We start from the raw sequence: 14,842 nt of genomic DNA, 5'->3' as shown, positions 1-14,842 counted from the left end.
TAGTAAAAATTGCTTTTTTAATTTATTTAATTTTCTTTTTCATCATCTTTTTTAATTATGTCATTAATATTATCTTCTTTATTTTCATCTAACAAAATACATTCATTATTAATTTTTTCTTTTAATTTTAGCATTAGTTTATTAATTTCAGTGAATAAAATTGGCAATCCCAATGTTAAACCGTGAACTATTCAATATGCTAATCGTAGAAAAAATAACTTAGTCTTTTTCTTTTTCATTTTTATTACCATCCTTATTTTTTTGTCTGATATTTATTTTATTGTTATTAGCAAGTTTGTTATTTATGATTGTAATAACATCTAATTTTGTATTAATATTATTAATTTCAATTTTAATATCATTTATTTTTTCTTTTAATTCTTTATTTTCATCTCTAATTTTTTGTTGTTTTTTACTCAAAATAGTTGCTGTTATGCCGGTTGTTCCACCAGTAAAAAGTGATATAACCAAAACAATAATTTCTAAAATAGTTTCACTCATTTTTTATTCTCCTTATTATCAAATTAATGGTTCTCAACTTCCAAACGATAGCAAACCAATAGCGGCTGTTGTCACAATACCACGCTGGGCTTTATCTCATGTTTTAAAATCTTTTCATACCCAAAATTTAATCATCCCACCATCATATTTTAATATTGGTGATCATTCTTCTCCACCATTTCAACGATAAACTGATTTAATAAGATTGTTATTTTCTCATAATTCTGCAAAGCCAGTAAAACCATGTTTATATACAAATAAAGTAATTTTTCGAATACCTAAATAACTACCTAAATTTAAATAATATTCATTTTTTATATTATCAATTGTATTTGTTAACGAATTTACATTTATGTTATTTTGAAATTTTGTAATTTTTCATTCTTCTGTTTTTTCACCACGCCACACTACAAAATATCATTTATTATCAGTTGTTTTAAATGGCTGTTCGTCTGGTGTCATTTCTTTTAATCTGCTTTTGACATATTTGACGCTGCTTTCTATTTTGTAGGGCATTTCTCTAATTCTTTTGTCTAGTTGTGCTGTTTTTTGATCCATTTTTTCCATTTCTTTGGTTCATTTTTTATTGAATTCTTCTTTTTTTTCTTGGGCATATTCACAAAAATTAATAAAATTGCTAGGGTCTTTGATTGATTGATAACGAATGGGAACTCGTGCGGTATATTCTCAATTAAAGGATTTTATTTTTTCGCCTTTTAGGGGTAAATTAAAACTAAGGATAGGGAATTCATAAATTCCGTCTTTATGTCTTGTGTTTAAGTTATCTTGGGTTAATCTTCCTTTGTCTGTTCATACAAAATATTCGCTAGCACATTTATTTTGATAAATTGCTCGGTATTTAAAATCATTTACTTGATTAATGTTATCGATTATGGCTGTTGCTATTGTTTTTGAATTATCGTTTCAAGTCATGGCACTTTTAATATTTTTTCATGGTTTGTTTTCTTCTTCGTTGGTTTTTTCAAAATAGAATTTATTGTCAATTCCGCTTGGTTCAACTTCGTCAATTTTAGTGTTAATGGGGCATTGTTCTAATAATTCTGTTAATTTTTCAATTTGTTCGCTTTTGTTTTCTCCTAAACTTTCAATAAAATTTTTATTAATATATTGGTAGTTTTCATCTTGGTTGTCTATATCGGGGATTGGATATACTAATGGTGCTTTTGACATATCTATTTTAATTGTTAAAAATATTGTTGTTGTTGTTTCTGCTTCGTTTTTTGCATAGGGAATTAAGTCGTTGATATCGTTTGTGGTGTTGTTTTCTACTTTAATCATTCTTCCGCAAATGCTTAAGTAAAAAAATGGTATTTCTTTGTTTCCTTTTTTTGTTTTTATTTTTACTTGAATTCCGTTGTCTTCATATTTGAATTCTGCTTCCAAGTTTTCTTGTTCGCCAAATCCGTAAAATAAAAAACCAGTTGAATTGTTATCACATAGTTTTAACATTTCTTCGTTATAATTATCGCTATTGCCTAATAAGTTTATAGCGTTTTTATTGCTTAATTCTTTATTAGCATAGTAGGGGATTGTTTGGTTTCTTAATAAAAAATCGTAATATATTGCTTGGTCGCGGTCTGTTAAATAATCTTCTGTATTGTCAAATGTTATAAATCTAAATGCCATTTTTTTGCCTCTCTTTTATAAATATTTTTTTTCTAATTTGTTAGATGTTTTATCTCATTCACTATGTAATGCGTTATTAGCAATCATTTTTTTATTCATTGTTTCTTTAATGTTGTTAAAATTATTGTTTAGATTGTTGTTTATTTTTGTGTGTGGTTTTAAGTCTTCTCAATATTTTTGATTTTCTTTTATATTGTAAATTGTGTTATTTTGTAATTGATAGGTGAATAATTCAATATCATAGCTTCATTCTTCGTTTTTAATATCTTCTCATGATAAATTACTTTCATTTAATAATTCGTTTGTTAGTGTTTTAATTTCATTCTTTTTTGTTCTTAAATTAATATTAAAAATAATTTTTTTAATTGAATTTCCACTGGTTGCTTGTAATTCATATTCTGTATCTTCTTCAATTTCAATAATTCGCCCATAAATTAATATATATGTTTGATTAAAAACAACTTTATTTCCAAGGTGTCTTTTTATTAACTTTTTTTCTTCGTTTAAAAAAATAATATTTTTATCTTTAACAAAAAAACTAGCAAAAAAATCTTGAATAATTCCATCATCACACGCTTCTACATTACAATTAGGAAATGTTTTTAAAACTATTGCCATAATTTAACCACCTTATTATTTTCATTATTATCTAACATAAAAAATCACCAGCCTTAACAATAATAATTAACCCCATCATTTATTGTCGTCGTGATGATACCGTCATTAAAAATATTTGTCAAATAAAAAAAGACAATTTATATTGTCTTTAAAATAATTTATGTTATAATATATACAAATTTGTACTTATTCAGTCGTAACAAATTCCTTAAATATTATGTGAATAATCTTCTTGTCTGCCTGTTTGTGGTTGTCTAGGGGAACTCGGTTATGAGTTAAATTCATTCAAGTAGTTCAACATTATTTATTTACTATAATACGACTGAATAAATACAAATTTTTTTAATTTTAATAATTATAATTAGTATTGTTTAATTTTCAATAAGTAATAATTATTACTTATTATCGTGATGATACCGTCATTAAAATTATTTGTCAAATAAACAAATAAAAAAATAGATATTAAATCTCTTTTTTATTTAAAAATTTATTTTTTTTATTTTTATTTTATTTTTTTGTTTTAATTCTTTAATTTTATTTATTAAATTAATTTCAAAGAACTCACTATCCATTTTAAATTTAAATTCAACTTCTTCAAATTCATTAAAATCTTCTATTGATAATAAGTATATCTGATCACACTTAATATATCCATCTTTAACATTTCCATGTTTTAATGAATAATCTAAATTTTCTATTTTATTTTTTTTTTCTATTTTATGTTTTTCATCTTTATATGTAGACATTGGTAAAATTGCTATTTCAGATTCATAATAACCTAAAATACACATATATCTGTTTTCTAAAATAAAATTATCTATTGAACGAAATTTTTTTCCAATATGAATAATTCCACCTATGATGATATTTTTAATACTAATCATACCGTATTGTACTTAAATCTAATAATGTATAATTTTTTATTCCTAATAATTTAAATAAATCATTTTTAGAGTAATAATTTATAATTTTTTCATCACTAATATTTTTATTTTTTGGGGTTTCTTTTCATGGATCACATTCATGTGAAAAATCAATTAGTTTAGTTGTTGAAAATTTATTTAATTCAAATAATAATGAATCTAATTCTATTTTTTCTAAATTAGTTATTTTATTCAATTTTACTTTGTTTTTTGGAACTTCAATAGGTTTGTCTCTATATTTTTTATATTTACTATAAATGTTTTTAATTACTGGTCCTAGATCTCATCTTTCAAATTTATCATTAAAAAGTTTTTGTTGTTTGTTAACTAAAAATATACATATATAAAATAAAGACTTTTTTGCAATTTTAATTGTGTAATTTCACATTTATGTTCAACACCGTTATTAATTTCATAAATACGCTGTATTATGTATTCGCTTAATTTATATGCTTTCATTTTTTTATTTCCTTTCTGATAAATATAATTAATTATATAATAAAAATAAAATATTGTTGCATATATTTTAATTTAATTAAATAAAAAAAGAGATATTAAATCTCTTTTTTGTATTGCTTAATAACTATTATATCTAGTTTTCATTCAATAGTTAATTTAAGGGTTAAAAAATAAGTAAAATCCCTTTTGGTTTACGAGTAAAAGCAATAGAACACCATAGATATTCTTACAACTAGAAACATAACTTATTTGTGGTGATGATACCGTCATTAAAAATATTTGTCAAATATATAATAAATGAAAATTTGTATATATAATACCATATTTTTTTATTTTTCCTTTAATTTTATAAAAACATGCTATAATTAAATAGCAAGTGATGTTGCGAGTTATTCTAGGTTCTACTTGCAAGTTTAAATAAAGAAAAGAAACCTTGCCAGTCAATAGTCTGTGCAATACTATAAATAAAAAAAAGAGATTTAATATCTCTTTTTTTATATTTACTTTTTATTAAATGGCGAAACAGGAGAGACTCGAACTCTCACATCGGTTACCCGACCTAACATCTTAGCAGGATGTCCTCTTGTCCAATTTGAGTACTGTTCCATATAGAAATACTAAAAATGTCATTTATAGTAAATCATTTTAATATTTACCTATATTCTTTCTATTTTTTCTCATTAATTATATAAAATATAATTGCTTGTAAATACCTTTATTACTTGTTTTAAGGGGCATATTAGTTAATAAATGTTAAAACTTACTTCATAATCTTACTTGGCCGAATATTAGAGTAATTGTGTTTTTATTGCTTTCTAAAATTATCCCAGATAAAATGCTGTTATATTCTTTATTGTTAAATAATAGGGTAAATTTATCTCTTAATTGTAAATTGTTTAAATTTAAAATATTGTTATCTTTTGTGATATCAAATTTTATGAGGTGTGAGTATTCACTTAACTTAAATTCTTGATTGCTAATAGTTATAATATTTTCTAAGGTAAAGTCTTTTTCTTCTAATTCATAAATTTTATTTTTTATTAAATTATTTTGTAAATTATTATTATTATTTTCATCATAAGAGATTGTATTATTTTTTAATAAGTTTGCTCTTGTGTAACTGCTTGAGTTGTTTTTTTGGTAAAAATCAATTCTGTTGATACTTTTTTGGTTTAATTCTTCAATTTCTATATTTGTAATACATTTAATATTATCTTTTACTTTATAATTATTTAATTTGATATCTTCTTGTCCATCTTTGCAAATGTCACAATTTAAAAAAAAATTTTTTAAATCAATATTAAATTTTAAAAATATATTTGTTATTTTAAATATTTTGTTAATAAATTGATAACAATTAAATTCTTTTTCTTCATTTTCTTCAAAAAATTTAGGATTATTATTATTTTCATCATTAATTTTTTTATTAAGTTTAATAAAGGGAAGGTTTTTATAAATAATTTTTATTAAAGTAAGAAAAATATATCAACTTTTATTTTTATATATGTTGTAAATTTTAAAATCAAAAATAGATTCAATATTTTTAGTAGTAAAGGTATATAAATTTTCATCTTTGTTTTTTTCAATATGAGTAATAATTCCAATATATAATTGATTTTCATTATTCAAAATACAAACAATGTCTTCAATTTCAACATTAAGATTATAATAATTATAAGCATTAAAAGTTGATAGTTGCGGGGTATAAATATCTAAAAATATCTTATAATTTTCAACAATACAATTATCTTTATAAAATAAAGATCCTTTTTCAAAATCAACTCCAAATATAATTAATTTAGTTCTATTATCTTGATAAATATTTTTATCTTTTTTAATTTCTAATTTTAATAATTCATCTCTTGCTTTTTGTCTTGCTTTTTCTTCTGCTTCTTGTTGTGCTTTATTAATTTCAAGCACAATATTAGATAATTCATCAAGATAATCAATCATTAATTTATAATCAGGAATTTGTAATAATCATTCGGCATGTTGAGGATTTAATTTTACAGCTTCATCAAAATTAATTTTTTCGTCATTAATTTCTTTTGTTAATTCTGATATTTCTTCTTTTAATTCTTGGATTTGTTTTACAATTTCTGCATTTAAAGTATTGTTTTTTAATTTATTAATAATTTCTTTTTTATCTTCTCTAATTGCAATTATTTCGTCACTTCAGTATCTTTTTGTTGAACTTCCTACACCCATTTAATTTCTCCTTTTTCTAAATTAAAATATATTCTTCAAATTTTTTAATATTAATATTTCCAACTTGTTTGTCTTTTGAAAGGTTAGAAGAATATAAAATATGATAGTTTCCTGGTGGAATTTGAATAAAATTAGTGTATTTAAAATCTTGATATTGATATATGTTGTATGATTTTTCGTTTTTTAAATCAACTTTTATAATGCTTTGAGTTTTTATTCTACTATCTATTATTATTTTTTCATTTTCATTTATTTCAGCATTAATTTTAAGTTCACTTATTACTTTACCATTAATATTTTCTAATTTTAAATATGGGTCTTTTGTGGGGCCATTGATTGTTATTAGAGTATCTGATGCTAAATAACTATTATTACTAATTTTAATTTTTTCATTATATTGATTGGTATATTTAATGCGATTTAACTTAAAATAATATTTTTTATTATGTTCATTGTATCTTTTTCCGCTTGTTTTATTTGGTTTAATTTCAAATAATTTATCTTCTTCTTTTTTTCAGTTAGTTAATTGTTCTAAAATAAAATCAACCTCTAAATCATTATTATTATTCAATTCTGTTTTAATAATACTTTTAATAATTACCTCACAATAATATTCCAATTTTGTTTTTTCATTTATTCAAAAACTATAAAATAATAAAAAGGGGGAAGATTTATTATCTAAATTAATATTTAATTTATTAATAAAATCATTAAATTTACCATAGGGATTTGGGCCTATAAATAATAATTTAAAATTTATTTGATTTAAAGAATGCTTACTATTATTTAAAATAAAATTATTATCGATGTTTAAATAATTATTATCAAAATTAATATTTAATCCATTAAATGATAAAATAATGATATTATCTAAATCACATAAATTAATTAAATTATCTTTACTATTACTAATTTTAAAAGTTCTAAATGGTAAATTATACATATTTTCTCCCTATACTCTATTATTTCATTGCCCTATATATTCGAGTATTTTTTCAGCTCGTTCTTTATCATTTTCTCCTTCAATAATAATTGTTGGTTTAAATTCATTTTTATTTTCAATTTTATTATAGTTATTAGTTTGGCTTTCTTGGTTAATGTTTTGTGGTGGTTTATTAAATTTATTATATAATCATACCCCACCAGCAGCTAAGGCAGACAAACTAACTAAAACACCATAAAGAATTGGGTGCTTTGCCATTCCTAATAAAAGTGTTTTTAATGAACTAATAACATTTATTATTTTTCCAATTGTGTAAACAACAGCCCCCAAACTTGCTGATATTCCCAAAATAATAAAAATAGTTTTTTTGGTTGTATCATTAAACATATTAAAAAAATTTGTTATTCCTTTAATAATTGGTATTAAACTGACTTCTAAAAAAGAAACCAAAGACTCAAACACGGGTAATAGGGCGGATGCTAAATTCATTTTTGTAATATTAATAACATGTTTAAATTCATTTCATTTTTTATTTAATATTGTTGTTTTGTCAACATTTTCATTTGAAACAATACCTAAATCTTTAATGTTGTTTGTCATTTTTTTAATTTCTTCATCTGATAAGGCAAGCATTGGAATAAGGTTTTTTCCTAACTTAGAACCAAAAATATCCATTATTAAATTATTTTTTTCAGTTTCATCACTTATTTGTTCTAATGATTTTTTTAATTCTAAAAAAATAGTTCCTGTATCTTTTAAAGATCCCTCATTATTTTTAATATTAATTCCTAATTTATTAAAAGCTTCTGTTGTTTCATTTGATATTCCATAAGAAATAGCACTAATACCTTGTTGTAATTTTTTAAAACTCTTTTCTAATTCTTCGCTAGTAATTCCAGTTCTTTTTGCAATATAACGAAATATTTGTAAGTTTTCTGCTGTGATACCAATTTCTTTTGATGTTTTTTTAAGCTCACCAGCATATTTGGCGGTATCAACAGTTATTTTTGTTAAAATTCCTTTGATTGCTAAAATGGGTATTGTAATATGTGTGCTTAATTTTTTTCCGATTTCTTGACACTTTGTTCCAAATTCTTCAAATTTTTTAAAGGGAATATTTTTTATTTCTTGGGCAGTATTTTTTAATTTCTCATTAAAGTTGTTTAGACTGCGATTAGATGCATCAATATTTATTTTTGTATATTCATATTCTTTATTTAATTTATTTTGTTTTTGTATTAATTTTTCTTTTTCAGCAGTATCACTTGTTTTTGATAATGCTTCTTGTGTTTCTAAAATGGCTTTATTTAATTGATTATATTTTTCAATTAAAAGTTCTTTTTTTTCTGAAATATTATCAATGATATTTTTATATTCATTAAATTTTTCATTTAAAATATCAATTTCATCACCGTTTTTAAATTTTAAATTATTATCAAAATTTTTTAATTTAGATCCTGATAGTTTTATGTTATCGGCTATTTTTTTAAAATTGTTATTTAATTCTAAAACATTACTATCAAGAGTTATGCTCATTCCTTTAATTTCTTTTGCCATAATTAACTATTCCTTTAAAAAAATTTATTAATATCTTGTTGTGTTGCTAATCTTTTATTTTGATTGTTATAAATTTCTATAATTTCTATTAATGTTTTTAATTTAATATATTTGCTGTCTATAATTGAAAACCCTAAATGACTAAGTCATAGTAATAAGTTAGGAGTAAATTTATTAAATTTATAATCTACTTTTTTGTTAATTCGCCGTATTCCTGTAAATTTTTGTCATTAACACTAGCACCTACAAATTCCATTATTAAGTTATTAATTTCATTAACATTTTCGGTAATTTCTTTAAATGTAATTTTTTTACAAAATTCCTTAAAATCTTTAAATTGATTTTCATCAGCTGCTTTCGCAAAAGAAAATAATAATTTTAAAATAAATGAAAATTCATATTTGTCTTTTTCTAATTTATTTAACAATTCTCCGTATGAACCAAATAAATCCTCATAAATAATTAATGCATAAGTGCTTATATTAACTTTTAATTTTAAACTTTCTAAATATCTATTCATTTTCGTTTTTTTCTTCTTTTTCTAATTTTGGAACTTGGGAAAAATAGTTATTATAATTATTTTCATTAGCTTTTTTTGTTGTTTTAATTTTAATAACATTATCTTCAATTCGTGGTAGGGCGTTTAATTCAAAAGTATAAGTATCTGGGTTTACATTTTCGGTTTGAGTGTTATGAGTTTGGTTGGGGCGTTTTAAATTAACTCTTAAAAGTCAAATTCTTTTTTCTTCTAAATCACCTTTGATTTCAAACCCCAAAGCAATCTCACTCTTTAAACTAGTTGATTTTTCAATATAATTTCCACTTTTATCTTTTTCAATTCCTAAAATTTCTTGTTCAAAATCATCAGATGGTTTTGCTATTGTTAAACTACCACTATAACCTTGAAAAGAATGTGAAATATAGTATGGTTTATTATCAGCATAAAAGGTATTAGTGTTTTCACTAACATTTAAACTTAAATTTACTGCTCCTAATATTTTTTGTGGGATTGCATATTCTGTTTTGTTTGTTGTTTGATTGTATTTTAATTTTGCATAATGAACATTTTCTAGTCCAAATTCAATAATGTTGTTATTCATTTGTATTTTCTCCTTTTATCTTTTTAGCAACAAAAATATTTCATAAATTACAATATATAAATTTTGTTCGTATAAATAAAACTCTTGTGCCAATTGATAATTTATTTTTTTATTTATTAATTCATTTTCTAGTTTTTCAATTTCATTAAAATTAATTTCATTTTTAAAATTAAAGCAAATTTGGAATGTTTGTCTTATAAAATTATTAATATTATCTGATGAAAAAAAGGTATTATCATTAATTCTATAAAAAGTTATATTATTTTCAATGTTATTGAAATTATCTTCATTAAAATTAAAAAATGTATATTTAATCTTTTTAGTTGGATAAAGTTTTTTTAATAATTCAATAATTAAATTAATATTTTGCTCTCTTTTATTATTAATAATCATCTTAACTAATATTTTAAAATAGTTTCTATTTTTTTAATATATTCATCAATATACTTATTATAAGCATTTCGTAAAAATGGGCGAGGATTAATTTTTTCATTATTTCAATGATTAATATATCCATATTCTAATAAGTGGATTATTTGATATTGTTTAGTGGCATAAATTACACCAATTATTTTATCTTTGGTTAATTTTATTTTAAAAACAAAATAATCTTTTAAATGTCTTCTTTTTGTTAAATGTTTATTGCTAATAGGGCAAGTAATTTTAATTTCTGCCAATATTTTTTCACCTACATTTTTAATTTCTGCTTTTATTTGTTCTTGGATATCATAAGTATATTGTTGGATTGAGTCTGCAACAAAATCAAATATATCAACTACTGAATTACTTTTTTTCATTTTTAACACCTTATCTTAAACTTAAAAATAGTTCTAAAAATCCATCTTGTCTGTCATAAGTTCTAATAATTTCATATTCTTGTCAATTATTTTGATATTTATAATCAATTAAAATAAATTTTTCATTATCATACATATATTTATCTATAAGTAATTTTATTTCTAATTTTATGCCCGCCATTCTAGCGGTGTAAAAATCATTAGCATAAATTGATTTAATATCACAAAATACTTGTTTTTTATTTTTAGTTATTTTTTTATGACTTAATGGATTTTCGTCATCTTCTTTATCAATTAGAAAAGCGTAATCATTTAATAAAATTAAATTATCTTTCATTTTTATTTTTTTCTAGTTTTTTAATATCTTTTAATTTCTTTTTTAATTCTGTGAGTTCTTTTTCTAATTGATATATAGTTGTTTGTGGATAATTAGCATATTTATACATTAATTGTTGAATATTATAGTTAAGAATAGTATAAAATTTTTCTCCAATTAATTCTCGCCCTAAATTTTCCTTAACATAAATAGAAATAATATTTTTTATTTGTTCATCATTTGCTTCCTCAATAATTTTAAAAGGAAGACCTGAATTTATTAAAATATTTTTTGATGATTGAATTAAAGTTTTTATTTCTTCATCAAATAAATTATGCTGAATTCGTAAACTTAATTTAACAAAATTTAATAAGTCCATATTGATCCTCCTTTATTTTTAAATTACTCAGGTTGGAAATTTACAAAAGCATTTTTTTCAACAACTTTCCCGTCTAAAATGGCTGCTCCCACATAAGTATGTAAAAGTTTTTTAATTCCGATATGTTCAGAATATCTTAGAGTTAAAGACTCTTGGAAATTTACATAATAAGTGTTTAATTTTCCAAAAGAAATGCAATTATTTTTATTTGTTTTAGAAAATGTAGGATATGTGTCTGTTAAAACAACATCATAACCTAAGATTTTGTTAGTAACTCCATCTGAACTTATATTGTGGTTTCAAATAGGGCGATCATTTTTATCTTTAATATTTTGAATAGTTCAGAATGTTTCGTTATTCATTACAAATTTAGCACCATTTGAATATCCTAATTTTAATGATTTAATCATTTCAATAATAGCATCGTAATTTAATTCTTTAATTTTTACACTTTTAATGCTTGTATCTGATAATATTCCAGTTGGTTGACCTTTTCCAGTTCCAGTGGCGATTGATTGTTCAATACCCTCTTTAATTCTGTTTGTAATTACTCTAATTACAAAAGCTTCAAAATCTTCAATCGTCATAAATCTTGTAGTTTCTGAAAATTCAAGCGAAGTGGCAATAATGTGACCATCAAATTTAATACTATCTAAGTTTGATTCTCCTTTTACTTCTTGCCCCTCTGTGACAAATTTAGCTGCTGTTGAATCTTTTTCATACGCAATATCTAATTTTCCTCGGTGTTCTAAAATAGTTATTTCATTAATTAAATTAGAAGTTAATTTAATTTCATTTAAGATGTTTTTTCATATTGTAGTAGGTACAAGCGGACTCGCATCTTCATTTCCAGTTGGATTTGTTCCAACTTGTAAGAATTTTGTTTCTTGTGGCGTTAATTGTTGTCTTTGCATATTTTTTAATCATGCATTTTTATATTCTCTTGTATCTAAAATATCTTTTTGATTATAGATAGTTTTAATTTCCATTTGTTCTGTTCCCCTTAATGTTTGTAAAATTGTGCTATTTCCGTTTTCAATATTTTTAATATTTTTTTCTAAATATTCATTTCTTATTTTTTGAGTTTCTGTAATTTCTTCATTTAATTTTTTAATTGCAGTTAATAACTCTTTTTGTTCTTGTAATTCTTTATTAGATAAATTATTTTTCTTTAATTCCATATTTTCTAATTGTTCTTTTTTTTCTTCTAATTCATTGTTGGAATCAATAATTTTGTCATTTAATTCTTTTAAATTCACTTTTTCCATGTTTTTTTCTCCTTTGATATTTTTAATTTCTTGTATTTTACTCTGTGGATTTGCTCCTAATGGAACCAAAGAAATTTCGTCAACTTCAATTTGTTTTAAATAACGAACAACTTGGCCGTTTATTTCTGTTGGTTCTGATTTTAAAATACGATATCCTATACTTAACTGCATTGGTCTATTATCTTTTTGCATTTGTTTAGCAATTTCGTAAGTTTCTTTTCCATAATTAGTATTAGTATATATTTTAATTTTTGCCCATAATCCGTCTTTTCGGTTTTCTAAATCTGCAACACCCAAAATTTTTTCGTGATTATGAGATAAAAACACTGGCACAGTTTTACCATTTTTTAAATCATTTTCAAAACTTTTGTAGTCAGTAATGTCATTGTGATAATCAACTACATCATATTTATTTGCTATTCCGATAATTTCGTTTGTACTAAATTTATCTTCTTTTATTTCTTTTATTTTTTTTATATTAAAATCAATTTTTTTAGTAATTTCATTATTAATAATTTTATTGTTGTCCATTGTTTTCTCCATTTTTTTCATCATCTATTTTTCCATAATTTCAATTTAAAAAGGTATCTCCTCCCTCATAAGGATCTAAACCAAATAATAATTTTCTTATTTCATTTGGGTTTATTGCACCAAGTTCAACACCTTTTAAACTATTTGATAAGTTTAATATTATTAATCTACTATCTAATACAAACTCAAAATATTGCCCTAATTCTAATTCTTTTTTAGTAAAAATTTTAAAGGTAAATTCTTTTTCTAATTGTCTTAAAACTGGATGAATTACAGTAGATAAATAACTTAAAAATTGTTCTGAATTATAAGTCCCTTTAACAATCTCGGGTGCTATATTAAAAAATTTATAAATTAAATTTTCAGAATATTCATTTTGTTCTTTACTAAACTTTGATATATTACTATCAATTTTTTTAAAATCTTGTCCATAAGATAAATATGCAACTCTTTTATTACTAAAATTGGTATTTTTAAAATTAATATCTTCAACTGGTAAAACTGGCAACATTTGGGATCTCTCTTGGTTAAACTGCGTAGGAGCACCAGTTGGCCCCAGTGGCATATTTGTGGTAATTATCCCCATTAAAGAATTTGTTTCTTTAAAATTGTTAATAATAGAGTTTGTCATTTCTTCTAATATTCTTTTACTTGGTTCAAGCGAATTATTAGGATTATCCCCTAAGAAATTTTTATTATAAAATTTCCGTAGATGAATTATTTGAGAATACGGTAATATCTCAAATGCATTATTATTTTGATAAAATCTTATAAATAATTCATCATCCTTAGACAATAATTCAATAGTACTGTATTCGATTGGAATTAAAGAAATGATTTTATCATTAATATCTTTTTCTATTTTAATAAAAACATTCCCTTGCAAAAATAAATTAGTAATTATCTTATAATAAAAATCATAACTACTCATTAAATTGTTTGGTCTCAAATTTAATAAATAGTCAAAATTAGATTTTTTTATTTTTTCATTTTGGCGATATGTATTAACTGATACTTGTGCTATATCAGTAGCAATCCGATTAATTGTGCTTTTAATTACATCAATTTGATAATTATTCTGAAAATTAGTAAAAAAGTCTTTTCATTCAAACTTAACAATATCAACTTGAGAATTTTTAGGCGTTTTATTTACATCATCATTATTATTATTTTCTTTATTTTTTTTATATCAAAACATAATCACCAGCCTTAACAATAATAATTAACCCCATCATTTATTGTCGTCGTGATGATACCGTCATTAAAATTATTTGTCAAATAAAAAAAGACAATTTATATTGTCTTTTAAAATTAATGATGATATTATTTTATTAGTAATGTACATACTCCGTAAAAGGGGTTGATAAATTGGACATTCCAAGTATTATTTTAATTTTAATTATAATTACAATTATTATTTTAATTTTAAAAAACAAATAAAAATAAAAAAATTAGTTTTTATTCCAGATAAAAACTAACTTTAAATATAAGAAATTAATAAAAAAGTATGTACATTACTTTTTTTAATTTTATTTTTAAATAAAATACAGTGAGCTTTATATGTTATGTCTATTTAATATATAATCTTAAAACTT

General features: G+C 22.2%; 17 protein-coding genes and 1 tRNA gene. All 18 read right to left on the bottom strand.

Going from position 1 to position 14,842, the window contains the following annotated elements:
- Positions 1 to 26: 26 nt before the first annotated feature.
- Positions 27 to 239: a hypothetical protein gene (locus SDAV_RS06085; protein ID WP_114564225.1), complete on the bottom strand. Its 213-nt coding sequence runs from the start codon at positions 237 to 239 to the stop codon at positions 27 to 29.
- Entirely contained in the window at positions 220 to 501 is a 282-nt protein-coding gene (locus SDAV_RS06080; RefSeq protein WP_071937173.1) for a hypothetical protein, read from the bottom strand. The genes SDAV_RS06085 and SDAV_RS06080 overlap by 20 nt, the downstream gene beginning before the upstream one ends.
- Positions 502 to 516: 15 nt before the next feature.
- Complete coding sequence (locus SDAV_RS06075) at positions 517 to 2,148, bottom strand: hypothetical protein (protein WP_114564901.1); 1,632 nt, start codon at positions 2,146 to 2,148, stop codon at positions 517 to 519.
- A 15-nt stretch (positions 2,149 to 2,163) separates the two neighbouring features.
- Positions 2,164 to 2,766, bottom strand: coding sequence for a hypothetical protein (locus SDAV_RS06070; RefSeq protein WP_114564900.1), 603 nt, complete (start codon positions 2,764 to 2,766; stop codon positions 2,164 to 2,166).
- Between the two features lie 479 nt (positions 2,767 to 3,245).
- Entirely contained in the window at positions 3,246 to 3,650 is a 405-nt protein-coding gene (locus tag SDAV_RS06065; protein ID WP_114564093.1) for a hypothetical protein, read from the bottom strand.
- Positions 3,643 to 4,077, bottom strand: a complete 435-nt coding sequence (locus tag SDAV_RS06060) for a type II toxin-antitoxin system antitoxin SocA domain-containing protein (RefSeq protein ID WP_114564905.1) — start codon at positions 4,075 to 4,077, stop codon at positions 3,643 to 3,645. Before SDAV_RS06060 ends, SDAV_RS06065 begins: the two co-directional genes overlap by 8 nt.
- A gap of 586 nt (positions 4,078 to 4,663) precedes the next feature.
- Positions 4,664 to 4,754 (bottom strand) — tRNA-Ser (locus SDAV_RS06055).
- A gap of 147 nt (positions 4,755 to 4,901) precedes the next feature.
- Entirely contained in the window at positions 4,902 to 6,356 is a 1,455-nt protein-coding gene (locus SDAV_RS06050; RefSeq protein WP_114564899.1) for a hypothetical protein, read from the bottom strand.
- Positions 6,357 to 6,372: 16 nt separating this feature from the next.
- Positions 6,373 to 7,299, bottom strand: a complete 927-nt coding sequence (locus SDAV_RS06045) for a phage distal tail protein domain-containing protein (protein ID WP_114564898.1) — start codon at positions 7,297 to 7,299, stop codon at positions 6,373 to 6,375.
- Positions 7,300 to 7,308: 9 nt separating this feature from the next.
- Positions 7,309 to 8,856 carry a phage tail tape measure protein gene (locus SDAV_RS06040; protein ID WP_114564897.1) on the bottom strand — a complete coding sequence of 516 codons (1,548 nt, stop codon included), beginning with the start codon at positions 8,854 to 8,856 and terminating at the stop codon, positions 7,309 to 7,311.
- A 187-nt stretch (positions 8,857 to 9,043) separates the two neighbouring features.
- Positions 9,044 to 9,376: a hypothetical protein gene (locus SDAV_RS06035; RefSeq protein ID WP_114564896.1), complete on the bottom strand. Its 333-nt coding sequence runs from the start codon at positions 9,374 to 9,376 to the stop codon at positions 9,044 to 9,046.
- Positions 9,369 to 9,956 (bottom strand): major tail protein, encoded by a 588-nt coding sequence (locus tag SDAV_RS06030; protein ID WP_114564895.1) that lies wholly within the window; start codon positions 9,954 to 9,956, stop codon positions 9,369 to 9,371. Before SDAV_RS06030 ends, SDAV_RS06035 begins: the two co-directional genes overlap by 8 nt.
- A gap of 15 nt (positions 9,957 to 9,971) precedes the next feature.
- The gene (locus tag SDAV_RS06025) at positions 9,972 to 10,349 is read right to left on the bottom strand and encodes a hypothetical protein (RefSeq protein ID WP_071937187.1); all 378 of its coding nucleotides are present in this window, start codon (positions 10,347 to 10,349) and stop codon (positions 9,972 to 9,974) included.
- Positions 10,350 to 10,354: 5 nt separating this feature from the next.
- The gene (locus SDAV_RS06020) at positions 10,355 to 10,753 is read right to left on the bottom strand and encodes an HK97 gp10 family phage protein (RefSeq protein WP_071937188.1); all 399 of its coding nucleotides are present in this window, start codon (positions 10,751 to 10,753) and stop codon (positions 10,355 to 10,357) included.
- Between the two features lie 10 nt (positions 10,754 to 10,763).
- Positions 10,764 to 11,090 carry a hypothetical protein gene (locus tag SDAV_RS06015; RefSeq protein WP_071937189.1) on the bottom strand — a complete coding sequence of 109 codons (327 nt, stop codon included), beginning with the start codon at positions 11,088 to 11,090 and terminating at the stop codon, positions 10,764 to 10,766.
- Positions 11,080 to 11,448, bottom strand: coding sequence for a phage head-tail connector protein (locus tag SDAV_RS06010; protein ID WP_114564894.1), 369 nt, complete (start codon positions 11,446 to 11,448; stop codon positions 11,080 to 11,082). The genes SDAV_RS06015 and SDAV_RS06010 overlap by 11 nt, the downstream gene beginning before the upstream one ends.
- A gap of 23 nt (positions 11,449 to 11,471) precedes the next feature.
- The gene (locus SDAV_RS06005; protein ID WP_186823327.1) at positions 11,472 to 13,259 is read right to left on the bottom strand and encodes a phage major capsid protein; all 1,788 of its coding nucleotides are present in this window, start codon (positions 13,257 to 13,259) and stop codon (positions 11,472 to 11,474) included.
- Positions 13,234 to 14,445 (bottom strand): phage portal protein, encoded by a 1,212-nt coding sequence (locus SDAV_RS06000; RefSeq protein WP_114564892.1) that lies wholly within the window; start codon positions 14,443 to 14,445, stop codon positions 13,234 to 13,236. Before SDAV_RS06000 ends, SDAV_RS06005 begins: the two co-directional genes overlap by 26 nt.
- Positions 14,446 to 14,842 lie beyond the last annotated feature (397 nt).

Source organism: Spiroplasma phoeniceum P40, from assembly GCF_003339775.1.
Classification (GTDB): domain Bacteria; phylum Bacillota_I; class Bacilli_A; order Mycoplasmatales; family Mycoplasmataceae; genus Spiroplasma; species Spiroplasma phoeniceum.
The sequence above is the reverse complement of the archived record's forward strand: the minus strand, read 5'-3'. Positions and strand labels throughout refer to the sequence as shown.